At 71.5% G+C, this 26,503-nt stretch carries 25 protein-coding genes and 2 pseudogenes; 11 read left to right on the top strand and 16 right to left on the bottom strand.

Annotation, left to right across the window (positions count from 1 at the left end; all coding sequences use genetic code 11):
- Nucleotides 1-30 precede the first annotated feature (30 nt).
- The 5 genes from gcvT (at nt 31) to KSF81_RS24935 (ending at nt 5,592) form a co-directional block, all read left to right on the top strand.
- Nucleotides 31-1,155: a glycine cleavage system aminomethyltransferase GcvT gene (gene gcvT, locus KSF81_RS24915; protein ID WP_309139671.1), complete on the top strand. Its 1,125-nt coding sequence runs from the start codon at nt 31-33 to the stop codon at nt 1,153-1,155.
- A 25-nt stretch (nt 1,156-1,180) separates the two neighbouring features.
- Nucleotides 1,181-1,558, top strand: coding sequence for a glycine cleavage system protein GcvH (gene gcvH, locus KSF81_RS24920; protein WP_217381270.1), 378 nt, complete (start codon nt 1,181-1,183; stop codon nt 1,556-1,558).
- Nucleotides 1,555-4,485 (top strand): aminomethyl-transferring glycine dehydrogenase, encoded by a 2,931-nt coding sequence (gcvP, locus tag KSF81_RS24925; RefSeq protein ID WP_375293353.1) that lies wholly within the window; start codon nt 1,555-1,557, stop codon nt 4,483-4,485. Before gcvH ends, gcvP begins: the two co-directional genes overlap by 4 nt.
- 212 nt (nt 4,486-4,697) lie before the next feature.
- Nucleotides 4,698-5,039: a cupin domain-containing protein gene (locus KSF81_RS24930; RefSeq protein WP_217381271.1), complete on the top strand. Its 342-nt coding sequence runs from the start codon at nt 4,698-4,700 to the stop codon at nt 5,037-5,039.
- 97 nt (nt 5,040-5,136) lie between these two features.
- Nucleotides 5,137-5,592: a GNAT family N-acetyltransferase gene (locus tag KSF81_RS24935; protein WP_217381272.1), complete on the top strand. Its 456-nt coding sequence runs from the start codon at nt 5,137-5,139 to the stop codon at nt 5,590-5,592.
- Between the two features lie 1,042 nt (nt 5,593-6,634).
- Here the strand turns inward: KSF81_RS24935 and glpD are convergent.
- From glpD to KSF81_RS25010, 15 genes and pseudogenes are all read right to left on the bottom strand, one after another.
- Nucleotides 6,635-8,132, bottom strand: a pseudogene (glpD, locus tag KSF81_RS24940) (glycerol-3-phosphate dehydrogenase).
- Nucleotides 8,132-8,956 (bottom strand): phosphonate ABC transporter, permease protein PhnE, encoded by an 825-nt coding sequence (gene phnE, locus KSF81_RS24945; RefSeq protein ID WP_217381273.1) that lies wholly within the window; start codon nt 8,954-8,956, stop codon nt 8,132-8,134. The pseudogene glpD and the gene phnE (KSF81_RS24945) overlap by 1 nt, the downstream one beginning before the upstream one ends.
- Nucleotides 8,953-9,741 carry a phosphonate ABC transporter, permease protein PhnE gene (gene phnE, locus KSF81_RS24950; RefSeq protein WP_217381274.1) on the bottom strand — a complete coding sequence of 263 codons (789 nt, stop codon included), beginning with the start codon at nt 9,739-9,741 and terminating at the stop codon, nt 8,953-8,955. Before phnE (KSF81_RS24950) ends, phnE (KSF81_RS24945) begins: the two co-directional genes overlap by 4 nt.
- The gene (gene phnC / locus KSF81_RS24955; RefSeq protein ID WP_217381275.1) at nt 9,738-10,505 is read right to left on the bottom strand and encodes a phosphonate ABC transporter ATP-binding protein; all 768 of its coding nucleotides are present in this window, start codon (nt 10,503-10,505) and stop codon (nt 9,738-9,740) included. The genes phnE (KSF81_RS24950) and phnC overlap by 4 nt, the downstream gene beginning before the upstream one ends.
- Nucleotides 10,502-11,584 (bottom strand): phosphate/phosphite/phosphonate ABC transporter substrate-binding protein, encoded by a 1,083-nt coding sequence (gene phnD / locus KSF81_RS24960; RefSeq protein WP_217381276.1) that lies wholly within the window; start codon nt 11,582-11,584, stop codon nt 10,502-10,504. The genes phnC and phnD overlap by 4 nt, the downstream gene beginning before the upstream one ends.
- Nucleotides 11,581-12,420, bottom strand: a complete 840-nt coding sequence (locus KSF81_RS24965) for an HAD-IIB family hydrolase (protein WP_217381848.1) — start codon at nt 12,418-12,420, stop codon at nt 11,581-11,583. Before KSF81_RS24965 ends, phnD begins: the two co-directional genes overlap by 4 nt.
- Nucleotides 12,421-12,579: 159 nt before the next feature.
- A complete protein-coding gene (locus KSF81_RS24970; RefSeq protein ID WP_254453736.1) occupies nt 12,580-13,278 on the bottom strand; it encodes a DeoR/GlpR family DNA-binding transcription regulator in 699 nt (232 codons plus the stop codon).
- Nucleotides 13,279-13,281: 3 nt separating this feature from the next.
- A complete protein-coding gene (locus KSF81_RS24975) occupies nt 13,282-15,600 on the bottom strand; it encodes a xanthine dehydrogenase family protein molybdopterin-binding subunit (RefSeq protein WP_217381277.1) in 2,319 nt (772 codons plus the stop codon).
- Nucleotides 15,601-15,612: 12 nt separating this feature from the next.
- Nucleotides 15,613-16,218 carry a 2-hydroxychromene-2-carboxylate isomerase gene (locus KSF81_RS24980; RefSeq protein ID WP_217381278.1) on the bottom strand — a complete coding sequence of 202 codons (606 nt, stop codon included), beginning with the start codon at nt 16,216-16,218 and terminating at the stop codon, nt 15,613-15,615.
- Nucleotides 16,219-16,231: 13 nt separating this feature from the next.
- A complete protein-coding gene (locus KSF81_RS24985; RefSeq protein ID WP_217381279.1) occupies nt 16,232-16,882 on the bottom strand; it encodes a 3-oxoacid CoA-transferase subunit B in 651 nt (216 codons plus the stop codon).
- Nucleotides 16,879-17,619: a CoA transferase subunit A gene (locus tag KSF81_RS24990; protein ID WP_217381280.1), complete on the bottom strand. Its 741-nt coding sequence runs from the start codon at nt 17,617-17,619 to the stop codon at nt 16,879-16,881. Before KSF81_RS24990 ends, KSF81_RS24985 begins: the two co-directional genes overlap by 4 nt.
- A 147-nt stretch (nt 17,620-17,766) precedes the next feature.
- Nucleotides 17,767-18,828, bottom strand: coding sequence for an Ldh family oxidoreductase (locus KSF81_RS24995; protein ID WP_217381281.1), 1,062 nt, complete (start codon nt 18,826-18,828; stop codon nt 17,767-17,769).
- A 13-nt stretch (nt 18,829-18,841) separates the two neighbouring features.
- A complete protein-coding gene (locus tag KSF81_RS25000; RefSeq protein WP_217381282.1) occupies nt 18,842-19,594 on the bottom strand; it encodes an enoyl-CoA hydratase/isomerase family protein in 753 nt (250 codons plus the stop codon).
- Nucleotides 19,591-19,902 (bottom strand): DUF4387 domain-containing protein, encoded by a 312-nt coding sequence (locus tag KSF81_RS25005; protein WP_254453737.1) that lies wholly within the window; start codon nt 19,900-19,902, stop codon nt 19,591-19,593. The genes KSF81_RS25000 and KSF81_RS25005 overlap by 4 nt, the downstream gene beginning before the upstream one ends.
- 4 nt (nt 19,903-19,906) lie before the next feature.
- Nucleotides 19,907-21,265, bottom strand: coding sequence for an acyclic terpene utilization AtuA family protein (locus KSF81_RS25010; protein ID WP_254453738.1), 1,359 nt, complete (start codon nt 21,263-21,265; stop codon nt 19,907-19,909).
- Between the two features lie 241 nt (nt 21,266-21,506).
- Between KSF81_RS25010 and KSF81_RS25015 the strand changes: the two genes are divergently transcribed.
- From KSF81_RS25015 to KSF81_RS25035, 6 genes are all read left to right on the top strand, one after another.
- Nucleotides 21,507-22,031 carry a MarR family transcriptional regulator gene (locus KSF81_RS25015; protein ID WP_217381284.1) on the top strand — a complete coding sequence of 175 codons (525 nt, stop codon included), beginning with the start codon at nt 21,507-21,509 and terminating at the stop codon, nt 22,029-22,031.
- A gap of 52 nt (nt 22,032-22,083) precedes the next feature.
- Entirely contained in the window at nt 22,084-22,704 is a 621-nt protein-coding gene (locus tag KSF81_RS31685) for a biotin/lipoyl-binding protein (RefSeq protein ID WP_309139672.1), read from the top strand.
- 2 nt (nt 22,705-22,706) lie between these two features.
- Complete coding sequence (locus KSF81_RS25020; protein WP_309139751.1) at nt 22,707-23,189, top strand: efflux RND transporter periplasmic adaptor subunit; 483 nt, start codon at nt 22,707-22,709, stop codon at nt 23,187-23,189.
- 5 nt (nt 23,190-23,194) lie between these two features.
- Nucleotides 23,195-24,781: a DHA2 family efflux MFS transporter permease subunit gene (locus KSF81_RS25025; protein WP_217381286.1), complete on the top strand. Its 1,587-nt coding sequence runs from the start codon at nt 23,195-23,197 to the stop codon at nt 24,779-24,781.
- Between the two features lie 103 nt (nt 24,782-24,884).
- On the top strand, nt 24,885-25,703 hold the full coding sequence (locus KSF81_RS25030; protein WP_217381287.1) for an SH3 domain-containing protein: 819 nt from the start codon (nt 24,885-24,887) through the stop codon (nt 25,701-25,703).
- Nucleotides 25,704-25,866: 163 nt separating this feature from the next.
- A complete protein-coding gene (locus KSF81_RS25035; RefSeq protein WP_217381288.1) occupies nt 25,867-26,232 on the top strand; it encodes a hypothetical protein in 366 nt (121 codons plus the stop codon).
- Here the strand turns inward: KSF81_RS25035 and KSF81_RS25040 are convergent.
- Nucleotides 26,208-26,501, bottom strand: a pseudogene (locus KSF81_RS25040) (transposase); the annotation flags it as partial. The gene KSF81_RS25035 and the pseudogene KSF81_RS25040 sit on opposite strands and share 25 nt — an antisense overlap.
- Nucleotides 26,502-26,503 lie beyond the last annotated feature (2 nt).

The raw sequence follows: 26,503 nt of genomic DNA on the forward strand, positions 1-26,503 counted from the left end.
GAAACCGCCGCAACCGCGGCAGGGGGACCCGTGGCCGATTCGACTGACCAGACACCCGACCAGGCACCGCTCGAAACCCCACTGGGCCGGCTGCATCGCAGCCTGGGCGGCCGCATGGTGCCCTTCGCGGGCTATGCCATGCCGGTGCAATACCCGGCCGGGATCATGGCCGAGCACCTGCATTGCCGCAGCGCGGCCGCGCTCTTCGACGTCTCGCATATGGGCCAGGCCGAATTGCTGGGCGATGGCGCGGCGGCGGCGCTGGAGCGGCTCACGCCCGCGGATGTCCAGGGACTGAAGCCCGGCCGGCAACGCTACGGCCTGCTGACCACCATGGCCGGCGGCATCTTCGATGATTTCATGGTCGCCAATCTCGGCGACCGGCTCTTCCTGGTGGTGAATGCCAGCCGCAAGGAACAGGATTTTGCGCTGATCGAGGCCGCGCTGCCGGCCGGGGTGCGACTGCATCGGCTGCCGGACCGGGCGCTGCTGGCCCTGCAAGGACCGCAGGCGGTGGCGACGCTGGCGCCGCTGGCCCCGGACCTTGCCAAGCTCAGCTTCCTCGGCATGGCGGAGACGAGCATCGCCGGCACCCCCGCCCTGGTCAGCCGCAGCGGCTATACCGGCGAGGATGGCTATGAGATCAGCCTCCCGGCCGAGCGGGCCGAGGCATTCGCCCGCAGCCTGCTGGACCTGCCCGGCGTCGCGCCCGCCGGCCTCGGCGCCCGCGATTCGCTGCGGCTGGAGGCGGGGCTCTGCCTCTATGGCAACGACATCGACGAGACCACCAGCCCGGTCGAGGCGGGGCTGACCTGGACCATCGGCAAGCGCCGCCGGATGGAAGGGAATTTCCCCGGCGCCGAGCGGGTGCGGGAGGAGCTGGCCAATGGCCCGCGCCGCCTGCGGATCGGGCTGCGGCCGGAGGGCCGCCAGCCGGCCCGTGGCCATACCCCCATCCATGCGCCCGGCGGCGAGGCGATCGGCGAGATCACCTCCGGCGGCTTCGGCCCCTCGCTCGGGGGGCCGATGGCCATGGGCTATGTCGCCCGCCCGCAGGCCGCGGATGGCACCGCCCTCGAACTCATGGTGCGCGGCAAGGCGCTGCCGGCCCGCGTCGCGCCGCTGCCCTTCATCCCGCACCGCTACGCCCGCTGATCCCTCTCCGCTGGAGACCGACCGCATGTCCGAGATGAAATTCACCCGGGACCATGAATGGGTCCGCCTGGATGGCGACGCCGCCACCATCGGCATCACCGACCACGCGCAGAACGCGCTGGGCGACGTGGTCTTCGTGGACCTGCCCGAGATCGGCCGCGAGGTCGCGGCCGGCGAGGCCTGCGCCGTGGTGGAGAGCGTCAAGGCCGCCTCCGACATCTATGCGCCGGTCGGCGGCCGCATCGTCGAGGTGAACAGCGCGCTGGCCGAGGATCCCAGCCTGGTCAACCGCGAGCCCATCGGCGAGGGCTGGTTCTTCAAGCTGGAGCCGCGCGACCCGGCCGAAGCGGCCGGGCTGATGGACGAGGCCGCCTACCACGCCTTCGTGGAGAGCGAGGCGTGAGCGCCCAGGGCTTGAATACGCTGGCCCAATTGGCGGCGCTTGAGGAGCATGACGAGTTCACCCGCCGCCATATCGGCCCCTCGGAGTCCGAGATCGCCGAGATGCTGCAGGTGGTGGGCGCCGGCAGCCTCGATGACCTGGCGGCGCGCACCGTGCCGGCGGCGATCCGCCAGGCGGATCTCTCCGCCCTGCCGCCCCCGGCGACCGAGGCGGAGACCATCGCCGAATTGCGCGCGCTGTCGGAGCGGAACCGGCGGGTGAAATCGCTGCTCGGCCTCGGCTACCATGGCACCCATGTGCCACCAGTGATCCTCCGCAACGTGCTGGAGAATCCGGGCTGGTACACCGCCTATACGCCCTATCAGGCGGAGATCGCCCAGGGACGGCTGGAAGCGCTGGTGAATTTCCAGACCATGATGGCGGACCTCACCGGCCTGCCCATCGCCAATGCCTCGCTGCTGGATGAGGGCACGGCGGCGGCCGAGGCGGTGGCGCTGGCGCATGCCGCGCACAAGGCCAAGGGCAATACGCTGCTGGTCGCGGCGGATCTGCATCCGCAGACCCTGGCCGTGGTGCGCGTGCGGGCCGAGCCGGTGGGGATCGAGGTCGCGGTGGTGCCGGTGGCGGAGATCGCCAGGGCGGCGGCGGCGCTCACGCCCTTCGCCCTGCTGCTGCAATATCCCGGCACGACAGGCGAGGTGCGCGACATCGCGCCCGAGATCGCGACGGCGCATGCCGCCGGCGGCATGGCGATCGTGGCAGCCGATCCGCTCTCGCTCTGCCTGCTGACGCCGCCCGGCGAGATGGGCGCGGATGTGGTGGTGGGCAGCACCCAGCGCTTCGGCGTGCCGCTCGGCTATGGCGGGCCGCATGCCGCCTATATGGCGGTAAAGGAGGCGCATAAGCGGCTGCTGCCCGGGCGCCTGGTGGGGGTTTCGCTGGATGCGGCGGGCGCGCCGGCGATGCGGCTGGCCCTGCAGACGCGCGAGCAGCATATCCGCCGCGAGAAGGCGACGAGCAATATCTGCACCGCGCAGGTGCTGCTGGCGGTGATGGCCGGCATGTATGCGGTATGGCACGGGCCGCAGGGCCTGACGCGCATCGCCCGGCGGGTGCATCTCCAGGCGACGCTGCTGGCCGATGCGGCGAGGCGCGCCGGCTTCGGGCTGCGGTACGACAGCTTCTTCGACACCATCGCGATCGAAGCCGGCCAGGCCGCCGATGCGCTGGTGCAGGGTGCGCTGGATCGCGGCTTCAACCTGCGCCGGGTGGATGCCGGCTGCGTCGCCATCGCCTTCGACGAGACGGTGACGCGCGAGGACCTGGTCGCGCTGGATGCGGCGATCTGCGAGGCGGGGAACTGCGCCAGGCTCGGCCTCGGCGAGCTTGATGGCCCGCGGCGGCTGCCGGAGCCGCTTGAGAGGACCACGCCCTTCCTGACGGCGGGGGTCTTCAACAGCCACCATTCGGAGCATGCCATGCTCCGCTACCTGAAGCGGCTGGAGGACCGCGACATCGCGCTGAACCGCAGCATGATCCCGCTCGGTTCCTGCACGATGAAGCTGAACGCCACGGCGGAGATGATCCCGATCACCTTCCCCGGCTTCGCGGAAATCCACCCCTTCGCGCCGGTGGACCAGGCGGAGGGCTATTTCACGCTGGTGAAGCGGCTGGAGGGCTGGCTCTGCGCCGTGACCGGCTTCGCCGCCGTCTCGCTGCAACCCAATGCGGGCAGCCAGGGCGAATTTGCCGGGCTGCTGGCGATCCGCGCCTGGCACCGGGCGCGGGGCGAGGCGCAGCGCGACATCTGCCTCATCCCGAGCAGCGCGCATGGCACCAACCCGGCCAGCGCCGTCATGGCGGGGATGCGGGTGGTGGTGGTGGCCTGCGACCGCGACGGCAATGTGGACCTCGGCGACCTCAGGGCGAAGGCGGAGCAGCACGCGGCGCGGCTGGCCGCGCTGATGGTGACCTATCCCTCCACCCATGGCGTCTTCGAGGAGCAGATCCGCGAGATCTGCGCCCTGGTCCATGCCCATGGCGGGCAGGTCTATATGGACGGCGCCAACATGAACGCGCAGGTGGGGCTGACCTCGCCGGCGGCGATCGGCGCCGATGTCTGCCACCTCAACCTGCACAAGACCTTCTGCATCCCGCATGGCGGCGGCGGGCCGGGCGTCGGGCCGATCGGCGTCGCGGCGCATCTGGCGCCGCATTTGCCGAACCACCCGCTGCATCCCGGCGCGGGGCCGGAGACCGGCTATGGCCCGGTCAGCAGCGCGCCCTTCGGCAGCGCCGCCATATTGCCCATCAGCTATGCCTATATCCGCATGATGGGCGCCGCCGGGCTCACCCGCGCGACGGCGGTGGCGATCCTCAACGCCAATTACGTGGCAAAGCGGCTGGAGGGGCACTTCCCCGTGCTCTATCGCGGCGCCCGCGGCATGGTGGCGCATGAATGCATCCTGGATTGCCGCGGCTTCCAGCAGGGCGGCGGCGTGATGGTGGAGGACATCGCCAAGCGGCTGCAGGATTACGGCTTCCACGCCCCCACCATGTCCTGGCCGGTGGCCGGCACCCTGATGGTGGAACCCACCGAGAGCGAGCCGAAGGCGGAGATGGATCGCTTCATCGAGGCCATGGTGGCGATCCGCGCCGAGATCCGCGCGGTGGAGCAGGGCCGCGTGGACCGCGCCGACAACCCGCTGAAGAATGCGCCGCATACCGCCGCCGAGGTCATGGCGGAGGAGTGGGCGCATCCCTATACCCGCGAGCAGGCCGCCTTCCCCCTGCCCTTCGTGCGTGCCCATAAATACTGGCCGCCGGTGAAGCGCGTGGACAATGTCTATGGCGACCGCAACCTGGTCTGCACCTGCGCCCCGCTGGAGGACTATACCAAGGCGGTGCATCTGGAAGCGGCGGAGTAACGCCGCCCGATGACCGGAGCGCCGAAAGGCGCGACGGTTTGAATCGGCCGGCCAGATGCGCCCGATGACCGGAGCGCCGAAAGGCGCGACGGTCTGAATCGGCCGGCCAGATGCGCCCGATGACCGGAGCGCCGAAAGGTGCGACGGTCCGGGCCGCAGTCGGCAGCGGCGGGGCAGGACGCCAGGCTTGCCGGCGAAGGAGGAAGCCCGCCATGCCGCCCGCGCTGCCCCATGCCTTCGCCGCCGCCGTGGCGGCCCTTGTCCCGCCTGAGCCTGGCCGCCGCTCGGCGCTGATCCTGTCGCATGGCACGCTGGAAGTGCGCTGGTACGCGCCGCGCGGCACCGACCCGCAGACGCCGCACAGCCGGGACGAGGTCTATGTCGTGGCCGCGGGACATGGCGAGTTCCTCTGCGGCGAGAGCATCAGCCACTTCACCACCGGCGCCCTGCTCTTCGCCCCCGCCGGGGCAGAGCACCGCTTCCGGAATTTCTCCGAGGATTTCGCCACCTGGGTGATCTTCTACGGGCCGGAAGGCGGTGAGGCGCCGGAATGAGCCGCCCGGTCGCCCGGAGGCGCAGCCGGAGGGCGTGAACCGGCCGGCAAGATGCAAGCCGCGCCGCCATCGCCCGCCACCCCACGGAGAACCCGCAATGCCCGAAGCCATCCGCATTGTCCCCCTGGCCCCGCGTCACCGCGCCGACTGGGAACGCCTCTATGCCGGCTATGCCGAATTCTACCGGGTGACGCAGACGCCGGAGATGCGTGCCACCGTCTGGGGCTGGATCCAGGACCCGGCGCATGAGGTGCAGGCCCTGGTGGCCGAGACGGCGGATGGCCGCGCCGTCGGCCTCGCGCATTACCGCCCCTTCGCCCGGCCGCTGGCCGCCGCCACCGGCGGCTTCCTCGATGACCTCTTCGTGGACCCCGCCTGCCGCGGCCAGCGCGTGGCCGATGCGCTGATCGAGGCCATCGCCGAAATCGGCCGCGCCCGGGGCTGGAGCGTGATCCGCTGGATCACCGCCGACAACAACTACCGCGGCCGCGGCGTCTATGACCGGCTGGCGCAGCGGACCATGTGGATCACCTATGACCTGAAACCCGGCTGAACCGGCCCGGGCACGGCGCGTTCGCCAGCGGCACCGCCCTTCCTGGCGGCACCGAGAGGCATCGATGCATGCAAGCAACCAGGCGCCTTGCCGCCGTGCCCTGCTCACCATCGCAGCCCTGGCCCCTTTCGGCATGACGGTGCCGGCGGCGGCACTGACCGGGACCTGGACCGATCCGGCCCGTGGCCGCGCGCTGCCGGTGCGGCTGCGCCTGCCCGCGGGTTCGGCGCCGGCACCGGCGGTGGTGGTCTCGCACGGGCTCGGCGGCTCGCGCGACGGGCTTGGCTATCTCGGTGAGGCCCTGGCGGGGGCGGGCTTCGTGGTGCTGCATCTCCAGCATCCCGGCACCGACAGCGCGCTCTGGCAGGGCGGCGGCGATTTTTCGGCCGCGCTGATGGCCGCGGCGCTGGATGCCGGGCAGGCGCTGGCACGGTTGCAGGACGGCATCTTCGCGCTCGATGAGCTCAGCCGCCGCACCGCCGCGCCGGGGCCGTTGCAGGGCCGGGTGGACCTGTCCCGCCTGGCGGCGGCCGGGCATTCCTATGGCGCCTGGACGGTGCAGCACCTGCTCGGCCAGCGCCTGCCGGGCGGGGAGCGGGGCCTGGCGTTGCTCGATCCGCGCCTGCGGGCGGGCATCGCGCTCTCGCCGGTGCCGCCGCGCGGCCTCTCCCCGCGCTTCGCCTTCGGCCGCATCGCCACGCCCCTGCTGCATGTGACCGGCACCCAGGACCACGGCTATATCGAGGGCGTGGCGCCGGCCGACCGGGAGATCCCCTTCCGCGCCATCAGCGGCCCGCCCCAGGCGCTGGCGGTGCTGGCGGGGGCCAACCATGCCGCCTTCGCGGACGAGCCGGCGGCGGGGCCACGCTGGTCCAACCCCGCCTACCACGCGCGCACCGCCGGGCTGGCGGTGGCCTTCCTGCGCGCGGCGCTGTTCCGGGATGCGGCGGCGGCGGCCTTGCTGCGCGCCGGCGCCCCCCGGCCTGCTGGCCCAGGGCGACCGGCTGGAGCTGAAGGACTTCCTTTAGCCCTGGGCGGCGCCTCACCCCACCCGCAGGGGCGCGTCCATGCGCTCGGCCAGCGCCGTGCGTTGCGCCGGCGTCAGGTGCAGGCCGAGCTTGCTGCGGCGCCACAGCACATCCTCGGCGCTGCGGGCCCATTCCTCGCGCCGGAGCCAGTCGAGCTCGCGCTCGGAGAGGCCGGCGCCGAGATCGGCGCCGAGATCGGCCAGGCTCGCGGCGCCGCCCAGCATCGCGTCCGTCTCCGCGCCATAGGCCCGCACCAGCCGGTGCAGGGTGGCGGCGGGCAGCCAGGGGTGCCGCCCCGCCATCTCCGCCTCGAAAGCCGCGAGGCCGAGGCCGCCAGGATTCGCCGCCCGGCAGCGCCGCCGTGGCGGTCCAGGCGGTGCCGGCGCGGCCAAGCGCGCCGCCGATCCGGCCCATCGCCTCCTCCGCCAGGCGGCGATAGGTGGTGATCTTGCCGCCGAAGACCGAAAGCAGCGGCGCCCCGCCGGCCGTATCCAGCTTCAGCACATAGTCGCGGGTCACGGCAGAGGGGTTGTCGGCGCCATCGTCATGCAGCGGCCGGACCCCGGAATAGGTCCAGACGATATCCTCGGGGCGCGGCGCGCAGCGGAACTGCCGGCCCACCGCGGCACAGAGATAGGCGGCCTCCTCCGGCGTGCATCGCGCCATCGCTGGGTCGCCCGTATGCGGCACGTCGGTGGTGCCGACCAGGCTGAACCGCCCCTCATAGGGAATGACGAAGACCACGCGGCCATCGTCGTTCTGCAGGATATAGGCCTGCTCCCCGGCATGCAGGGCGGGCAGCACGATATGGCTGCCGCGGACCAGCCGCACCCGCTCGGCGGCGCGGGCATGCGCCGCTGCCTGCGCCTGCATCACCCAGGGGCCGGCGGCATTGACCAGGGCGCGGGCCCGCACCAGGCGCTCCCGCCCCGCCGCGTCGCGGAGCGTGCAGGCCCAGTCCGCGGCGCCGCGTTCCGCCGCGGCGAAGGCGCTGCCCACGGCGATCTCCGCGCCGCGCCGGGCCGCGTCCTTGGCGTTCAGCACCACCAGGCGGCTATCTTCCACCCAGCAGTCGGAATAGGCGAAGGCGGTGGCGATTTCGGGCTTGAGCGGCGCGCCGCGCGGGTCATGGGCAGTGGCGAATTGCTCGGTGCCCGGGAGGCTGACGCGGCGGGCCAGGTGGTCGTAGAGGAACAGCCCGGCACGGATCATCCAGCGCGGCCGCATCTCCGGCCGGTGCGGCAGCACGAAGCGCATCGGCCAGACGATATGCGGCGCGATGCGCAGCAGCACCTCGCGCTCCGCCAGCGCCTCCCGCACCAGGCGGAATTCATACTGCTCCAGGTAGCGCAGCCCGCCATGGATCAGCTTGGAACTGGCGGAGGAGGTGGCGCCGCCGAGGTCGCCGCGCTCCGCCAGCAGCACCGAGAAACCGCGCCCTGCGGCATCGCGGGCGATGCCGCAGCCATTGATGCCGCCGCCGATGACGAGGATATCGACCGCGTCCCGCATCAGATCAGCCGCGCGCGGATGCGGGTGACGACGACCTCGGCCACCACCACCACGGCCAGGATCGCCAGCAGCACCGTCGCCACCCGGTCCCATTGGAAGTAGTTGATGGCATCGTCCAGCACCACGCCGATGCCGCCGGCGCCGACCAGGCCGAGCACCGCGCTCTCCCGCACATTGATGTCCCAGCGGAACAGCGCCACGCCCCAGAAGGCCGGCTGCACCTGCGGCCAGAACCCCTTCAGCATCACCGCGCCCCAGGGTGCCCCGGCCGCGCGCAGCGCCTCCGCCGGGCCGGGCGCGGTTTCCTCCAGCGCCTCCGACAGCAGCTTGCCGACGAAGCCCACGGAGCGGAAGGCGATGGCGAAGGTGCCGGCCGCGGCGCCGGGGCCGAAGATGGCGACGAAGATCAGCGCCCAGACCAGCGAGTTCACCGAACGCGACGCCACCAGGATGAATTGCGCCAGCACGTTCAGCGGCCGCAGCGGGCAGACATTGCGCGCGGCCAGCAGCGCCACCGGGACCGCCAGGGCGAAGGCCAGGATGGTGCCGAGCGTCGCGATATGCAGCGTCTCGATCAGCGCGGCGTGGACCGCGGGGTAGTAATGCGCGAGGTCCGGCGGCCACATCCGCACCAGCAGGTCGGCCATCTGCTCCGGCGCATCGGCCAGGAATTCCGGGATGATGTCGATGCTGCGCACCGCCCAGGCCAGCGCGGCCACGACCACCAGCCAGACCAGCCAGCGCGAGAGCCGCTGCGCCGGGGTGAAGCGCCGCCATTCCCGCCGCAGCGGCGCGGCCGGGTCGGGGATGGAGGTGGCGCTCATCGCAACGCCGCCCGCACCCGGCCGGAGACGACCTCCGCCAGGAAGATCAGCGCGATGATGGTGAGCAGGATGGCGCAGACGAAGTCATAGTCGAAACGCTTGAAGGCGGCGAAGAGGGTGCCGCCAATCCCGCCCGCGCCGACGATGCCGACCAGGGTGGAGTTCCGCAGGTTGGAATCCAGCTGATAGAGGCAGAAGCCCACGAAGCGCGAGGCCACCTGCGGCAGCACGGCATAGAGCAGCACGGAGGCACCCGGCGCGCCCGCCGCCCGCACCGCCTCCACAGGCTTCATGGAGATCTCCTCGATCGCCTCGGCAAACAGCTTGGCGATGAAGCCCATGCTGGCGATGGTGAGCGCCGCCACCCCGGCCAGCGCTCCGAAGCCCAGCGCCTTCACGAAGAGGATGGCGACAATTACGTAATGCAGGCTGCGGCAGAGCGCGATGAAGGCGCGGGTCGGCACGGCGATGAACCAGGGCGAGAGGTTGCGCGCCGCCATCAGCCCGAGCGGCAGCGAGATCAGGATGCCGAGCGCGGAGGCCAGCGCCGCGATCTGCAAACTCTCCAGCATGCCTTCCAGCAGCAATTCCCAGCGCGTGAAGTTCGGCGGGAACATCCGCGCCAGGAACCGCCCGCCCTCGCCGAACCCGGCCGCCAGCCTGGCCCAGTTCAGGTCGAGCTGGGTCGCCGCGAAGACCGCATAGACGGCCAGGGCCAGCAGGCCGAGCCGGGCGCCCCAATTCGGCGCGAAGGCCTGGCGCGCGGCCGCGGCGGCGCCGCTCACAGCCAATCCTCCCCACCATAGATCAGGCGGAGATGCCCGGGCTCCAGCGCCTCCGGCGGGCCGTCGAAGACAATGACGCCGCCGGCCATGCCGATGATCCGCTGCGCGAAGCGTCGCGCCAGTTCCACATTATGGATGTTGAGGATCACCGGCACCCGCGCTGCGCCGGTCAGCCGGACCAGCAATTCCAGCACCTCCACCGCCGTCTTGGGATCGAGGGAGGAGGTCGGCTCATCCGCCAGCAGCAGGTCCGGCCCCTGCATCAGGGCGCGGGCGATGCCGACGCGCTGCCGCTGCCCGCCGGAGAGCGCATCGGCGCGGCGCGGCGCATGTTCCGACAGGCCCACCGCATCCAGCAGGTCAAAGGCGCGCTCGATATCCGCCGGCGGGTAGCGCCTGAGCCAGGCGCGCCAGAGCGGCGTATAGCCCAGCCGGCCGCAGAGCACGTTCTCCATCACCGAGAGGCGTTCCACCAGGTTGTATTCCTGGAACACCATGCCGATGCGCCGCCGCGCCAGCCGCAGCGCGCGGCCGCGAAGCCCGGTCAGCGCCTGGCCATGCAGCCGGATCTCGCCCGCGGTCGGCTCCACCAGCCGGTTGATGCAGCGGATCAGGGTGGATTTGCCGGTGCCGGAGGGGCCGATGACGGCGGTGATCCCCTCCGCCGCCACATCAAGGTCGAGGCCGCGCAGCACCGGCTTGCCCGGCTGGTATTCCTTCACCAGCCCGCGGATTTCCAGCCCGCGCTGCGCGGCGGCGCTCACTGCGGGCGAGCAGCCGGCTGGGGCGTCCCTGGGGCCGGCGCCTGCTGCTGCTGGCGCTGCTGCGCGCGGCGGGCCGCGGCGGCTTCCTCGGCGCGCGCCTCGGCGTCGAAATTGGCGCGGGTATAGGGGGCGTTCACGGCATCCGCCACGGCGCGCACCGGCTCCCAGTCGCGCAGATAGGTGGCGGGCCAGAAGCGGTCATTGCCGCCGAGGTCGCGCCGCATCGCCTCCGGGAAACGGTAGTCGAAGAAGCATTGGTGGATCTTCGCCGCCAGTTCTGGCCTGAGGTCGTGCGCCAGGGCGAAGGAGCTGGTCGGGAAGGGCGCGCTCTGCCAGAGGACACGGATATTCTCCCCCTTCACCTGGCCGCGCCCGACCATGCGGCCGAACACGTCGGAGGCGACGGGCGCCGCGTCGTAGTCGCCGGCATTCACGCCCATCACGCTGCGGTCATGCCCGCCGGAATAGACCACGCGGTAATCCTGGTCCGGCACCAGCCCCTGGGCCGGGAAGAAGGCGCGCGGCGCGAGGTTGCCGGAATTGGAGGTGGCGGAGGTATGCGCCACGCGCTTGCCCTTGAGGTCGGTCAGGCTCTGGAAGGGGCTGTCGGCGCGGACCAGCACCTGCACGCGATAGCTCTCGTAGTGCTCCGGCCCGCCCTTCACCGCGAAGGGCACCGCGCCCGCCAGGTTCACCGCGAAGGCGGTGGGGCCGGTGGAGAAGCCGGCGATGTGCAGCCGCCCGCTCCGCATCGCCTCCACCTGCGCGGCGTTGCTGGTCACCTGGAAATACACCACGCGCTTGCCGGTGCAGGCGGTCAGGTGCTCCAGGAAGGGCCGGAACTGGTTGGCATAGAGCGCGGGATCCTCGACCGGCGTATAGGCGAAGACCAGGGTGGAGGGGTCGCGGAAGCGCGCCGGGTCCTGCGGCGGGTCGGCGGTGAGGTCGCGGTCCTCGTCGCAATAGGCGTCGTCCAGCGCGCCGCGATGGCTGCAGGCGGCCTGCTGCGCCTCGGCGGCGGGCAGCCAGGCGCCGAGCGTGATGGCCAGCCCGGCGGCGCCGAGAATGCTACGGATCATGTGGTTCCTCCCCTTGTTGCGGCTCGCGCGGCCAGCACGGCTTCGGTGAATTCCACGAAACCCGCCCCGGCTTCCGCCCGGGTGACATAGGCCGGGGCGGCCGGCATCGCATCCAGGAAGGGCAGCACATTCGCCACGCCGATGGAAAGCGGCACTTCGGCAAAGATCGGCGCGTCGTTCGGGCTGTCGCCGAGATAGGCGACCTGCCCCAGCACCCCCTCCAGCGGCTGCCACAGCGTGGCAAACAGGTGCCGGAGGCCGGAAAGCTTGTCCCATTGCCCCATCCAGGCATTCACATGGATGGAGGACACCTTGGCCGCCGCGCCCCCCGCCCGGAAGATGCCGGCGATCCGCTCCGCCGCATCAAGGCCGAGCGGCCCGGCATCCTCGCGGAAATCCACCGCCACATCGAAAAGCCGGAAAGGCTGGTCGGCGGCGAGCGCGCTGCCCGGCACCGCCGCCATGGCCTGCTGCGCCAGCCGCTCCAGCGCCGCGCGGGCGGGCAGGTCCTGCACCGCATGCCGGCGCATCCGGCGGGTGGCGGGGTCATGCGCGTACCAGAGGGCGCCATTCTCACCGACCACCGCCGCCACCGGCCAGGTCCGGGCGATCATGTCGCACCAGCCGGCCGGGCGGCCGGTGATAGGCACCACCGCGATGCCGGCCAGGGCCAGCCGCTCCAGTGCCGCATAGGCGGCGGCGGTCAGGCGGCCCGCGGTGGTGAGGGTGTCGTCGATATCGGTCAGGACCCAGCGCAGCCCGGCCAGGACGGCAGCGGGCGCCGCGGCCAGGGGGGGCCGGCACCGTCCTCTCGCTGCAACTCCCGGCCCGCAAATGAACCATGCCCGATACGATCCCGCCCATGTGGTAGTTACACCAGGCCATGTGGCAGATCAAACATCAAACCTCGGGCGGCGCGATCGTGATCCGCACCCCGGCCCGGTCCAGTGCGGCCGCCAATTTGGCCGGCGGCGGCTGGTCGGTGACCAGGTCGGTCAGGGCGGAGAGGTCGCAGACCCGCTCCAGATGCGCCTTGCCGATTTGCCCGAATCCACCAGCAGCACCCGCCGCGCCGCCTGGCCCAGCATGGCCCGCTTCACCCAGGCCGCCCGGCTTTCCACATCCGAAGGCCCGGCCAGGGTGAGGCCGGAGGCGCCAATCAGCGCCATATCGGCATTGAAGCGCTCCAGGAAAGCCTGGGTCTCCGGCCCATAGGCGGCGCGTTCGGCGGCATAGAACTCGCCGGGGCAGAGCAGCACCCGCATCCCCGGCGCCGGCGCCAGCGCCTCGGCCACGCCAAGGCTGTTGGTGAGCACCGTGCCCTCCGGCTCGCGGCCGGCCAGGGCGCGGGCGAAATGCGCGGTGGTGGAGCCGGCATCGACCATCAGCACCGCCCCCGGCTCCACCAGCGCGGCGGCGGCGGCGCCGATCCGGGCGCGTTCCGCCACCGCCATCCGCTCCCGCTGGCCCACCGCCGGCTGCAACCCGGCATGGGTGACGGAGGCGCCGCCATAGGTGCGGCGCACCTCGCCCTGGCGGGACAATTGCTCGATGTCGCGCCGCACCGTTTCGGCCGAGACGCCGAATTCCGCGGCCAGGGCCGATATGCGCACGGTGGGGTCGGCCGCCAGCGCGGCCAGGATGCGGCGGTGGCGCTGCTCCTTGGAAGGTGCATCCAGGCTGCGGGGCGGCATGTCCTATCCCGCGCGGGCGGCCTGGATCGCCCGCCAGACCCGCTCCGGCGTCGCCGGCATGTCGATGCCGGTGACGCCGAGCGGCGCCAGCGCATCCAGCAGCGCATTCACCACCGTCTGCGGCGCGGCGATGCAGCCCGCCTGGCCGGAGCCCTTCACGCCCAACGCATTGGAGGCGGTGGGGATCTCGCCGAAATTGATCTCCAGCATCGGCAGATCCGCCGCCCGCGGCAGGGCGTAATCCATGAGGGAGGCGCTGAGCAACTGGCCGCTCTCCGGGTCATAGGCCACCTGTTCCAGCAGCGCCTGGCCGATGCCCTGGGCCAGGCCACCCTGCACCTGGCCGGCGGTGAGCAGCGGGTTTATCAGCCGGCCGAAATCATCCACCGCCTGGTAGCGCAACAGCGCCACCGCGCCGGTTTCGGGATCGACCTCCACCTCCGCCACATGGCTGCCGCTCGGGAAGGTGACGAGGTCGGAGAGGTTCATCGCCTCCGCATCCAGGCCCGGTGCCAGCCCTTCCGGCAGGTTCGCGGCATCCTGCGCGGCCTGGGCCACGGCGAGCAATTCGATGCCGCGCCCGGTGCCCGGCATGGTGAAACGCCCGGCGGCGAATTCCAGCTTGCCCGGTGCCGCCTGCAACAGATGCGCGGCGACGCGGCGCGCCTTCTCCAGCACGGCATCGATCGCCTGCACCAGCGCACCGCCGCCGAGATGCATGGAACGCGCGCCGCCATGCCCGGCGCCGCTGGCCACCGCCGCGGTATCCGCCTGCACCAGGCGGAAGCACTCCAAGGGCAGGCCGAGCCGGTCGGCGGCCACCTGCGGAAAGCTCGTCTCATGCCCCTGGCCATTGGACTGGGTGCCGATGGCGAGTTGCACGGTGCCATCTTCGGCGAAGCGCACCGCCGCCCATTCATTCGGCGCGCCGCGCGCGGTTTCCAGGAAGCAGGCCAGCCCCAGGCCACGCAGCCGGCCCCGCGCCTCGGAGGCGGTACGGCGGGCGGCGAAGCCGGGGCGGTCCGCCAGTGCCTCGGCCGCGTCGAGATTGGCGGTGAAGCGGCCGCAATCCATCAACATGCCGAGGGCGCTGCGATAGGGGAATTGCGTCACCAGGTTCCGCCGGCGCAGCGCCGCCGGGTCGAAGCCGCAGGCCCGGGCGGCGGCATCCACCAGCCGCTCGATCATGTAATTGGCTTCGGGCTTGCCGGCGCCGCGATAGGCATCGACCGGCGTGGTATTGGTGAAGGCACCCCGCACCTCATGCAGGATGGCGGGGATGGCATAGACGCCGCCCATGGCGGTGGAGCAGGAATTGGTCGGGCAGGCCGGCCCATTGGCCGAGCAATAGGCGCCCATATCCGCCGCCATCTCGGCATGCAGTGCGAGGAAGCGCCCCTCCGCATCCAGCGCCAGCCGCGCCCTGCCCTGCATGTCGCGGCCATGCACGGCGCCCTGGAATTCCTCCGATCCCTCCGCCACCCAGCGCACCGGCTGGCCGAGGCGGCGCGCCGCGAGGAGCACCAGCACATACTCGGGAAACAGGAAGTTCTTCAGCCCGAACCCGCCGCCGACATCGGGGCAGGAGAGGCGGATACGCTCCGGTGGCATGCGGAAGACGCTGGAGGCAAGCTGCCCGCGGATATTGTGGACGGACTGGCCGGTGAGCAGCAGGTCGAAGCTGTCCGTCGCGGCGTCATGCCGGCCGATCGCGGCGCGGGGCTCGATCGGCGCGGCATGGACGCGGTTGTTCACCAGGTCCAGCGCGACGACATGCGCAGCCCGGGCGAAAGCGGCCTCCACCGCGGCACGGTCGCCGCGTTCGAAGCGGAAGGCCAGGTTGCCGGGCGCCTCCGGCCAGATCGGGGCCGCGCCGGGCGCCAGGGCAGCAAGGCTGTCCACCACCGCCGGCAGCGCCTCGTAGTCCACGGCGATGGCCTCGGCGGCGTCCCGCGCGGCGGCGGCGCTCTCCGCCACCACGCAGGCCACCGGCTCGCCCACATGCCGCACCGTATCGCGCGCCAGGGCATGGCGCTCAGGGATGATGAGCGGGCCGATGGTCTGCACCTGCGCCGGGCAGGGCAGCGGGCCGATGCCGTCGGCGGCCAGGTCGGCGCCGGTGAACACCGCCCGCACGCCCGGCATGGTCCGCGCCGCCGCCACCTCCAGCCCCAGGATGCGGGCATGCGCATGCGGCGAGCGCAGCACATGCAGGTGCAGCGCGCCCGGCACCGCCAGATCCGCGACATAGCGGCCCTGGCCGGTGAGGAACCGCGCATCCTCGACGCGGCGGAGGGACTGCCCGACGAAGCCTTCCGGCATGGTGTTGCTCCGTCAGCCCCGGGCCAGCCGGCGGTCCACAAATTCCAGCCGGTCCTGGCCCCAGAAGATATCCTCGCCGATCACGTAGCTCGGCGCGCCGAAGACGCCGCGGGCAAGGGCCGCCTGGGTATCCGCATCCCGCCGCTCCGCCCAGCGCGGCTCGGCGCCGAGCCGCATCACCGCCTCGGGGTCGAGGCCCTGTTCGGCGATCAGCGCGGCGAGGGTGGCGGGGTCGCCGGTATCCTGCTCCTCCTCCCACAACGCCTTCAGCACGCGATGCGCGAGGCGGATGGCCGGCGCATCGCCCATGGTCTCCCGCAGCGCGATCACGCAGCAGGTGGCGGGCAATTCCCTGGCCGGGAAATGCCTGGGCTGGATCGTGATGGGGATGCCGAGATGGTCGCGCCAGCGCGCCAGTTCCTGCAAGCGATAGGCCTGGCGCTGCGGCGAGCGCTTCGGCAGCGGCAGCCCGCCGGAGCCGGCGAAGATGGTGCCGAAATCCACCGGCCAGATGCGCAGCGAAGCCCCATGCTTCGCCGCCAGCGCCTCGATCCGCGCCGCGCCGAGATGCGTCCAGGGCGAGTTGAGCGAAGCGTAGTAGTCGATGTGCCGGGCCATCGGCCTTGCCCCCTCAGCTCGCCAGCAGCGCCGCGCCGGTGGCGGCACGCGCCGCCTCCAGCGTGACGCCGGGCGCCAATTCGCGCAGTCGAAACCCCTCGCCCAGCGGCTCGAAGAGGCCGAGATTGGTGGCGACCAGCGTCACCACCCCGCGCGCCGTCACCGGCAGGGCGCAGCGTTCCACCAGGCGGGGCGCGCCGCTGCGCGTATTGTGCTCCAGGATGATGTAGACGCGCCTGGCGCAGGCGGCGAGGTCCATGGCGCCGCCGATGCCGCCGCCCTTGGCCCCGGCCACCTTCCAATTGGCGAAGTCGCCGTTGCAGGCCACCTCATAGGCGCCCATGACAGTCACATCGATGCGGCCAGAGCGGATGATGCCGAAACTGTCGGCATGATGCACCACGGCGGCGCCCGGATTCAGCGAGACGTTCTGCCCGCCGGCATTCACCAGGTGCAGGTCCTCCTGCCCCTCCGGCAGCACCGGCCCATAGCCGATCACGCCGTTCTCGGCATGATAGGTGATCTCGCGCCCACCGATATCGGTATTGGAACAGAGCGTCGGGATGCCGACGCCGAGATTGACGATCCAGCCATCCTGGAATTCACGGGCCAGCCGGTCCGCCATCTGCTGCCGGGACCAGCCGATCTTGTCCGTGCCGCTCATCGCACGCGCTCCTTCCGGCGAACGGGCCACAATCCCTCGGGCTCCGGCGGAATCCGCACCAGCCGCTGCACGAAGATGCCGGGGGTATGGATATGGTCGGGGTCGAGGCTGCCGATGGGCAGGATCTCCTCCTCCACCTCCACCACCACATGGCGCGCGGCGGCGGCCATCAGCGGGTTGAAATTGCGCTGGCTGAGGCGGAATTGCAGGTTGCCCGCCGCATCGGCGCGATGCGCCCGCAGGAAGGCGTAATCCACCGGCATGGCGTATTCCAGCAGGTATTCGCGCCCATTGATGACCCGTGTCTCGCGCCCCTCGGCGATTTCGGTGCCGACGCCGGTCGGGGTATAGAAGGCGGGGATGCCGCAGCCCGCGGCGCGCAGCCGCTCCGCAAGCGTGCCCTGCGGCACCAGCTCGGCCTCCACCTCGCCGGCCTCGTAGTATTTGGTGAAGGGCAGCACATCGGTCGGGCGGCCGGGGGCGGTGAAGCTGCAGACCACCTTCCGCACCTGGCCATTCTCCACCAGCATGCCGAGATCGGGCATGCGCGGCTGATGCGCGCCGCCGGTGGTATTGGCGATGCAGGTGAGGTCGCGGGCCCCCTGCGCCAGCAGCGCCATGATGAGGTTGTAGGGCGTGCCCGGCGCGGCGAAGCCGCCGAAGGCGATCACCGATCCGTCCGGGATATCCGCCACCGCCTCGGCAAAACTGGCAACCACCTTGCTTTTTTGGCCCATGGCCCGGCTTTCCTCCCGCCTGTTCCGACGATGCTGCTGGCGGGAAGCTTAGTCCAAGGCCGCTCCGGCTGGAAATGCGCGTGTTTCCAGCCCGCAGCGCCCGATCTCCGGCGCAGCGTCGATGCGGCTCCCCGCCGGGCAGAAGGGTCAGGCCGCCCCGAAGCCGAGTTGCGCGCCGAGGCTGCCGGCCTCCGCCAGCCCTTGCAGCTTCTTCCAGGTGGCCGCCTCGATCTCGATGCCCTCCCGCGCGCGCTCGATCTCCTGCCGGTGCTCGATCTCGCCGGGATAGAGCACGCCGCTGCTGCCGGTGGAGGGTGGCGTCGCTTTCAGGTAGCCGGCGAGATCCGTCACCTGCTGGCGGAATTCCAGCAGCGGCCGGAAGGCATCCACCTTGATCGCCAGCATGAAGCAGCCGTCATTGTGCCGCCCGCTGGGCTCCACGCCGAAGCCGAGGCCGGTGAGGATGCCGCAGAGAATCTCGCCGATCACCGCCAGCCCGTAGCCCTTGTAGCCCTCGCCGGGGCCGCCGAGCGGCAGCAGCGCGCCGCCGGGCTGCAGCTTCGCCGGGTCGGTCGTGAGCTGGCCCTCGCTGTCCACCACCCAGCCCAGCGGGATCTGCTGGCCGCGCGCCTGGGCCAGCTTCACCTTGCCGACCGCGACCGCCGAGGTCGCCATGTCGATGAACAATGGCCCCTCCAGGTCGGAGGGCACGGCAATGGCCCAGGGGTTGGTGCCGAGCCGCGCCTCCCGCCCGCCGAAGGGCGCCACGGATTTCGGCGAGCGGCCGGAATCCGCCCAGGCCATGCCGATCATCCCCGCCGCCGCCGCCATCAGCGGGTAGCTGGCCAGCCGCCCGACATGGCCCTGGCGGAAGACGCTGGCCGCGGCGATGTTGGATGTGCGCGCCTTCTCGATGGTGAGTTGCATGGCGCGTTCGTTGATGACGTAGCCGAAGCCCCAATTGCCATCCACCACCGTGGTGGTGGGGCTCTCCTGCACGATGGTGAAGGCGGCGCCGGGCACGATATGGCCGGCCTTCATGCGGTCGATATAGCCGGGGATCTGGATGATCCCGTGGCTGTCATGGCCGGCCAGGTTGGCGGCCACGCAATGCCGCGCCACCGTGGCGGCCTCATCCTCCGGCACGCCATTGGCGACGAGCAATGCGCGGCCGATCTCCCGCAGCCGTTCCGCCTGAACCTTGGGCATCCGTCCGATCTCCCTATCTTTGCTGCCGTGCTACCGCCACCTGCGCCCGGTAGTCCTGGATGCGCCGCTTCAGGCCGGGGCGGCTGGCGGACCGCACCAGCGCGGCCATATCCGCATCATTCTCCGCCGGCGCCGTCCGCCGGTGCAGCGCCGCGACCGTCTCGGGGTCGAGCCGGCGCGCCGCCGCGGCCGCATGGGCAAGTTCCGCCGGCACCGCCGCCGGAGGCACAACGGCAGTGGCGAGCCCACAGGCCAGCGCCGCCTCGGCCGTGACCTCCTGGCCGGCGAGCAGCATCGCCCGCGCCGCATCCCGCCCGACCAGCGCGGCCAGCCGCGCGGTGCCGAGCACCAGGCCGAAGGCGGGGCCGGGAAAGGCGAAGCTGGCGCCGTCCACAGCGATGCGCCGGTCGCAGGCGGCAAACAGGTCGGCGCCGGCGCCGAAGCTGCGGCCGGTGGCGATGGCGAGCACCGGCACGGGGGCCGCGTGAATCCGTTGCAGCAGCTCCTCGATCCGCACCACCCGCAGCAGCAGGTCGCCATCCGAGAGGTCGTCGAGGTCCGACAGGTCGAAGCCCGTGCAGAAATGCCGGCCCTCGCCGCGCAGCACCACCAGCCGCGCGCCACCGGCCAGCGCACCCTCGAAGGCATCGCCCAGCGCCGCCACCAGTGTCGGGCCCAACGCATTGCCACGCCCGGGCCGGTTCAGCGCCAGGGTGGCGACGCCGTCTTCCAGGCCGGTGAGGACCGGGGATGCGGCCTCCGTCACACCGGGATCTCCACATCGAGCAGCGGCGTGTGCTGCTGCGCGCCATAGACATCGGTATCGCCGATATCGCCGGCCGGGACCAGGCGCGGGAGGGTGGCCTTGAAGGCAAGCCCGGCCTCGTATTCGGTGAAGAGCACCTCCCCGGCGCCAACGCCGTAGAGCCGGGCGAAGAGTTCGGGGCAGAGCACGCCGGTCGCGCGCACGCGGCGGAACAGGCCGGGATCGTCGAAGACCACGTCGATGGTCAGGTCGAAGGGGCCGGCATTCTTGCTCTTGCAGACCTTGGCGATGTCGCGGATGCGAGGCATGGGATCACACGCTCTCATATTCGATGGGGAACATCTCATAGGGGTCATCCGGCATGACCACATGCGACATGCTGAAGCGGAAGACCTCCCCCGCCGAAAGGTCGGAGGGCGAGAAGGGGATCGCCATGTTCCCCTCCTTGCACAAGCGGCCCGGGAAGTCGCTGTGCAGCATGCTGGTGCGCGCGAGCGCGATCACCGCCTGGGCGATATCCGGCGTCCGGCCCACCACATCCAGCACGAAGCCCAATTCATGGCCGCGGATCTCCCGCACCGGCTCGCGCCCCGCCATCACGCCGTCGCGGCCATAGCAGTGGATGGTCAGGCGATACTCCTCCGGCGAAATCTCCAGGTCCTGCGCCTTGCCGCGCACCAATTCGCGCACCAGGCCGAGGAAGTGGTCGAGCTGGCCGATCAGCACCGGGTCGCGGGTGCCGCAGATGGAAATGGCGCGGTGGCCGACGCGCTCCGCCGCCTCGATCTTCACCGTATAGGTCTCGGCCGGCATCCAGCGCATGCCCGTGACGAGGGTGGCCTTGGCGGAGACCGCCTCGAAGCGGCATTCGCTGGTATCCAGCACGCCGCCCGGCTCGACATGGCGGATCGGCGAGGCGTTCTCGTGCAGCGAATGGTTGGCGACCGACATCGGCGTGCAGGCGCGATCGCCCATCGGCTCGCAGATCACGCCATCCTCGCGCACCGTCACATGCAGGCAGTCCGGCCCCTTCGGCAGGGCGGGGGCGGCGCCGCATTCCAGCATCTTGCCGGCATACCAGGACTGCGCCGGGGGAAGCTGGGCGCGCATGGAATTGGCGGCGAAGGGCGCGGGGTCGCTGCTGCGGCCGCCGAGCACGATCTGCGCCCCCTGGTCCAGCGCCCGCATATAGGGCTCCGGCCCGCAGAGCCCGACGATGCGCTCGGCGCGGTCCACCACGCCCTCATCCAGCGGCGCCATGCGGCCGAGCGGCCGGGTGCGGCCCTCGCGCAGGCGGCGCCGCATCAGGTCCTTGTCCTGCTCGGCATGGATCAGGGCCAGCCTGAAATGCAACCCCTCCTCCCGCGCGATCTCCCGCACCATGTCGGCGACGAGTTGCAGATGCGGCTCGCCCCCCGCGCCGCCGCAGGTGCCGACCACCATCGGCACCCGGTGCCGGATGGCGGCGAGCAGCATCAGCCGGAGGTCTCGCCGCATCGCCCGCAGCGAGACGAACGGCTTGCCGCTGCCGAGGTAATAGGGGCCGGGATCGCTGCTGCCGCCATCGCAGCCGATCATGTCGACGCCGCGTTCCAGCGCCGCGTTCAGGCTGGATTCGGGATAGCCATAGCCGAGGATGCCGCTGGTCGAGACCATCCTGAATTCGCGCATTCCCGGCATCTCCCCTTCAGGCCGCGGGACGCGGAGCCCGCCCCCGGATGAGCGGCCCTCCCCCGATGCGCCGGCGGCCGGCCATGGCATGTCCCGTGGCCGCACGGGCGCCTTGCCGGATCATGGGGGCAGACCGCGCGGCCTGGTAAGCCCCAATCTCGCGGCGCCCGGCACGCCCGTTCCGACCCGGGCCACGAATATCTAGCTTCCTAGCTATTCGCAGGCATCCTATCCTGAGTGGATGCCTGAAGGCTCCTCCCTTGCCCAGACCCAGTGGCGGCTTGGCGCCACCATCGGCCAGATCGCCCGGCGCTGGCGGGCCCGGCTGGATGCCCGCATCGCCCCCTTCGGCCTGACGGAAGCGCGCTGGCTGGCGCTGCTGCACCTCTCCCGCGGCGGCGACGGGCTGACCCAGAAGCAGCTTGCCGCCCGCCTCTCGATCGAGGGGCCGACCCTGGTCCGCACCCTGGATTGGCTGGAGCGCGAGGGGCTGGTGGAACGGCGGGAGGCGCCGCATGACCGCCGCGCCAAGACCCTGCACCTCACCCTGAAGGCACGGCCGCTGACCCAGCGGATTGAGGCCGCGGCCACCGGCATCCGGGCGGAGATCATGGCCGGCATCCCGGCGGCGGAACTGGCGATCTGCCTCTCCGTGCTGGAACGCGTGGCGCAGGGCCTGGCGGCCTGCCCCACGACCCCGGCGAAGGACCCGGCGGCGGAAGGCCCGGCGCAGGAGGACCCGGCGGATGGACATCGGGCAGCCTAGCGGACCGAACCAGGTGGCACCCGGCCAGGGTGCGAAAACGGGCGGCGCACCAGTGCGCGAAGCCAGCCGGGCCGGCATGGCGCGGCAGCGGCTGCGGCTCGGCGCCATCCTCGTCGTGCTGCTGGCGGCGCTGGCCGGCGCCGGCCTCTTCATCCACCGCCTCATCACCCATGTCTTCGTGGATGATGCGCGCATCGCCGCGGATATGATCACCTTCGCCAGCCGCGTCCCCGGCTGGGTGACGGAGGTGCGGGTCATCGCCGGCGACCAGCTTGCCGCCGGCGAGGTGATGGTCCGCATCGACAGCCGCGATTCGGCGCTCGCGGCGCGCGAGCTGGAAGCGCGCCAGGCCAGCCTCGCCGCCCGGCGGCGGGAGCTGGAGGCGCGGCTGGCCATGGTGGACCTCCAGACCACCAGCCAGCAGGCGGCCAGCCGCGCCCGGCTGGAGGTGGCGCGCGCCGCGTTGCCGGCGGCGGAGGCCGAGCGGCTCTTTGCCGAGGGTGATTCGGCCGCGCCCAGCAGCTCATGGCCAGCGGCAGCGGCACCCGCCAGCGCCACGACCAGACCCGCAGCGCGCTCGACACCGCGCGCCAGAAGGTGCTGGGCGCCGTGGCCGAGATCCAGAATGCCGAGGCGCAGATCGCCGCCGCCGCCGCCGGGCGCGAGGAGCTGAACGTGCTGGCCCGCCAGCTCGATGCGCTGGAGCCGCAGGAGCGGGAGTTGCGGGCGCAGCGGGACCGGGCCGAGCTTGACCTGCAGGACCGCATCATCCGCATGCCCTTCCAGGGCTCGATCGACCGGGTCTTCGTCGATCCGGGCGAATATGTCGTGCCGGGGCAGCGGCTGGTGATGCTGCATGACCCCTCCAGGGTCCGCGTCGAAGCCAATGTGAAGGAGACCGAGATCCGCCACTTCCGCCCCGGCACGCCGGTGCGGCTCTCGGTGGATGCCTGGCCGGGCCAGCGCTTCGAGGGCGTGGTGGAACGCGTGGCCGGCGCCGCCACCAGCGAATTCGCGCTGCTGCCCGCGCCGAACCCTTCCGGCAATTTCACCAAGATCACCCAGCGCCTGCCGATCCGCGTGGCGCTGCGGCCGCCGCCGGAGGATGGCCTGCTGCGCCCCGGCATGATGGTGCAGATCGAGGTGGCGCGTGAATAGCCGGGATGAGTGACCGGCCGGCCCCGGCCGGCGGCGAACGCAGCGTCGAGGCGCTGGGGCGCCGCTTCGGCCCGGCCTACCGCTATCTCGTGACCTTCACGGCGATGATCGGCACCATCGCCACCATCCTCTCCTCCACCATCACCAATGTCGCGCTGCCCGAGGTGATGGGCGCCTTCGGCATCGGCCAGGATCAGGCGCAGCTTCTCTCCACCGGCTTCCTCGCAGCGGTGACGGGCACCATGCTGATGAATGCCTGGATGGTGGAGAATTTCGGCTGCCGCTTCACCTATGTGGTGGCGGTGGCGATCTTCGTCGCCGGCTCCTTCGTCTCCGGCCTCGCGCCGAACGAGGGAATGCTGATCGCCGGGCGCGTCATGCAGGGTGCCGCGGCGGGGCTGCTGCAGCCGCTCTCGATGCAACTGATCTTCCAGGTCTTCCCGGCGGAGCGGCGCGGCACCGCCATGGGGCTTTTCGCGGTCGGCGTGGTGCTGGCGCCGGCGCTGGGGCCGACCCTCGGCGGACTGCTGGTGGATAATTACGGCTGGCGCTCGGTCTTCTTCCTGGCCGTGCCGTTTTCCCTGGTCGGACTCGGCATGGGGCTGGTCTTCATGCCGGACCGTGCGGCCGACAGCCCGCGCCGGCGCTTCGACTGGGCCGGGTTCGGCCTGCTGATCCTGGCCCTTGGCGCGCTGCTCACCGGCCTTTCCAGCGGCCAGCGGGAGGGCTGGGGGTCGAACCGCGTGCTGTTCGAGCTTGGCCTCGCCACCGCCGCCACGCTCGGCTTCGTGCTGTGGGAGTTGCGGGCGCGGGCGCCGCTGCTCAATCCGCGGCTCTTCGCCAACCGCGGCTTCGCCGGCGCCTCGGCGGTGGCGCTGGTCTATGGCGCCTGCATCTTCGGCACCACCTACCTGGTGCCGCTCTTCGTCCAGACCATCCAGGGCTATACGGCGACACGGGCCGGCCTGGTGCTGATGCCCGCCGGGCTGGTGATGGTGATCGTCTTCCCCATCGCGGGCCGGCTGGCGGACCGGATGCCGCCCTGGCAGCCGATCGCGCTCGGCCTGCTGTTCTTCGCCGTCTCCTGCTGGCTGTTGGGGGCGGTGGATACCGACACGCCCTTCTGGAGCATGGCGCTCTGGATCCTGGTGGGGCGGATCGGCCTTGGCCTGGCGATGCCGAGCATGAATGCCGGCGCGCTGCGGGCCCTGCCGCCGCGCTGGCTCGGCCAGGGCGCGGGGGCGATCAATTTCGCGCGCCAATTGGGCGGGGCGCTCGGGGTTAACTTGCTTTCCATTCTCTTGGAGCAACATACTGAGCTCTATGCCCAGACCATGGTCGCCACGCAGGATGGCGGCGGCGGCTCGGCGACACTGGAGGCGCTGCGGATGATCGACGGGCTGCTGCGGCAGGATGGCGTGCCGGAGACCCAGCGCCTGGGCGGGAGCTATGATTTCCTCGGCCGCATCCTGCAGGCCCAGGCCGGGATGCTGGGCTTCCGCGACAGTTTCCTGGCCGTGGCGGTGGCCTGCCTGGTGGCGCTGCTGCCGACCCTGGCGATGCGCCGGGCGGCACGGCCCGCCGCGGGCTGAGGCGGCGGGCGGTGTTGGTGCCGGACCGGCCACTCGTTGTAACCTGCGCAGGCTTGCGCGGCGCCCCGTGGAACCCGGCCGCGCCGGGGCGGTTCCCAGCGGCATGGCCGACCGTGTCGCGCCCGGTGCAGTGCCGGTGCATCCCATGAAGCCGCTCGTCTGGGGCGCCGGTGGCGCACTGCTCGGGGCGGTGCTCGTGCTCGTGATCGCCTCCTCCGGCGGCAGCGAACAGGCGCCGGCGCCGCCCGCCGCGGCCGAGATCGCCGAGCAGGCGGCGCTGCGGACCCTCCGCGCCCGGCTGCGGGAGCCGGAGAGCGCCAGTTTCGGCGCGGTACGGGTGCATCAATTCGGCCCGGCGGACGAGCGCGCCGTCTGCGGCCAGGTCGCGGCGCGGGACGGGCCGCCGGTGGATTTCGTGATCCGCGTCATCCTGCCCGGCACCGGGCGGCCTTCGCACGGTGGGCCGCCGCGTGGCGGCACGCCCCTGGTGGTGATGGAGGAAGGCCCCGGCCTGCTGCGCAGCACCGCCGACGCGCAGCGCCGCTATTGCCATGCGGCACCGCCGCCCGCCATCCGCGCGCCGGAGGCGGCACCGGCCGTGCCCGACAGGGCCCCGCCCGGCATGGTCCTGGTCCCGCCCATGGCCGCGAAGCCGGTGATGATCGACGCCTCGGCCGGCAGCGGCGTTGCCATTCCCGCAAGCCAGGGCAACGGCATGGCGGAGCCGCAAGGCCGGGCGGTCGTGCAATCCCCGGCCAATCTCCGGGCCGGGCCGGGGGGCGGCGCCGAGGTGCTGTCCACCCTGCCCCGCGGCCAAGTGCTGACGGTCTTCGACCGGGCGCCGGGCGGCTGGCTGCGCGTCGGCGAAGCGGAGCCCCGGGGCTGGGTGCATTCCAGCCTGCTCGCGGAGGGGCAGCACTGACGCGGCGGGAAAGCCGCCATTCGTCCCGCATCCTGCGCATCCCGGACCGGCGTGTGATGGCCGGGAAGACCAGACCTGCACGAAACACTGGCAGCATGCACCCATACATGCTTACGCTGCTGCACCGAGCAAGCAAGCCCGGGCGGGAGGAACGTCAATGCCAATGCGGGCAATTCGCGCCACGAAGGCGTATGCGACGGCACATGTCGGCGAGAATCTTTGGTTGTGGACCGCGATCTTCGCTATCGCGACAGCGATCACGGCGGCACTGCTCTGGGGTGCGAGTAAGGGCAGCCGTTGGGGCGACCTGGCGGCACTCTTCGGCTGCATCACCGGCATCCTGGTCATGGTTCAGAGCCAGAGCGGCTTTGTCGGGAATTACCCTCCGGCGGATGAGGGCGAGGATGATTCCCCTATGGCCGACCAAGCCGCGAACCCGACCTATGATCTGAAGCTGGGTTTGGGTTTGTCCCGCTCTGGTGGACAGTTGATGGGCTTGGTTGATTACGGGTCTGCTGTGGCGGCTTGATGCTCCTCTTTTTCGTAGGTCATGGGCGATCGGTAGCCCAGCGATGAATGGAGCCTGGCTGGGTTGTACCAGGCCTCGATGAAGCTGAAGGTTGCCATGCGCGCTTCGGCGTGGGAGGCGAAGCGGCGTCGCGCGAGCAACTCGCATTCCAGGATGGCGAAGAAGCTCTCGCACAGGGCATTGTCATAGGCGTCGCCGACGGAACCCATGGACGGCCGGATGCCGGCTTCTCTGCAGCGCTTGCCGAACGCCAGGGACGTATATTGCCCAG

It is taken from the genome of Siccirubricoccus sp. G192 (assembly GCF_019084075.1).
In the GTDB taxonomy this organism is placed as follows: domain Bacteria; phylum Pseudomonadota; class Alphaproteobacteria; order Acetobacterales; family Acetobacteraceae; genus G192.

Bases quoted from the DNA above. Each gene is read 5' to 3' on its own strand.
- gcvH (WP_217381270.1), top strand. From the start codon at position 1,181: ATGTCCGAGATGAAATTCACCCGGGACCATGAATGGGTCCGCCTGGAT.
- KSF81_RS24930 (WP_217381271.1), top strand. From the start codon at position 4,698: ATGCCGCCCGCGCTGCCCCATGCCTTCGCCGCCGCCGTGGCGGCCCTT.
- KSF81_RS24935 (WP_217381272.1), top strand. From the start codon at position 5,137: ATGCCCGAAGCCATCCGCATTGTCCCCCTGGCCCCGCGTCACCGCGCC.
- phnE (WP_217381273.1), bottom strand. From the start codon at position 8,956: ATGAGCGCCACCTCCATCCCCGACCCGGCCGCGCCGCTGCGGCGGGAA.
- phnD (WP_217381276.1), bottom strand. From the start codon at position 11,584: ATGATCCGTAGCATTCTCGGCGCCGCCGGGCTGGCCATCACGCTCGGC.
- KSF81_RS24970 (WP_254453736.1), bottom strand. From the start codon at position 13,278: ATGCCGCCCCGCAGCCTGGATGCACCTTCCAAGGAGCAGCGCCACCGC.
- KSF81_RS24975 (WP_217381277.1), bottom strand. From the start codon at position 15,600: ATGCCGGAAGGCTTCGTCGGGCAGTCCCTCCGCCGCGTCGAGGATGCG.
- KSF81_RS24980 (WP_217381278.1), bottom strand. From the start codon at position 16,218: ATGGCCCGGCACATCGACTACTACGCTTCGCTCAACTCGCCCTGGACG.
- KSF81_RS24985 (WP_217381279.1), bottom strand. From the start codon at position 16,882: ATGAGCGGCACGGACAAGATCGGCTGGTCCCGGCAGCAGATGGCGGAC.
- KSF81_RS24990 (WP_217381280.1), bottom strand. From the start codon at position 17,619: ATGGGCCAAAAAAGCAAGGTGGTTGCCAGTTTTGCCGAGGCGGTGGCG.
- KSF81_RS24995 (WP_217381281.1), bottom strand. From the start codon at position 18,828: ATGCCCAAGGTTCAGGCGGAACGGCTGCGGGAGATCGGCCGCGCATTG.
- KSF81_RS25005 (WP_254453737.1), bottom strand. From the start codon at position 19,902: ATGCCTCGCATCCGCGACATCGCCAAGGTCTGCAAGAGCAAGAATGCC.
- KSF81_RS25010 (WP_254453738.1), bottom strand. From the start codon at position 21,265: ATGCGCGAATTCAGGATGGTCTCGACCAGCGGCATCCTCGGCTATGGC.
- KSF81_RS25015 (WP_217381284.1), top strand. From the start codon at position 21,507: ATGCCTGAAGGCTCCTCCCTTGCCCAGACCCAGTGGCGGCTTGGCGCC.
- KSF81_RS25025 (WP_217381286.1), top strand. From the start codon at position 23,195: ATGAGTGACCGGCCGGCCCCGGCCGGCGGCGAACGCAGCGTCGAGGCG.
- KSF81_RS25030 (WP_217381287.1), top strand. From the start codon at position 24,885: ATGGCCGACCGTGTCGCGCCCGGTGCAGTGCCGGTGCATCCCATGAAG.
- KSF81_RS25035 (WP_217381288.1), top strand. From the start codon at position 25,867: ATGCGGGCAATTCGCGCCACGAAGGCGTATGCGACGGCACATGTCGGC.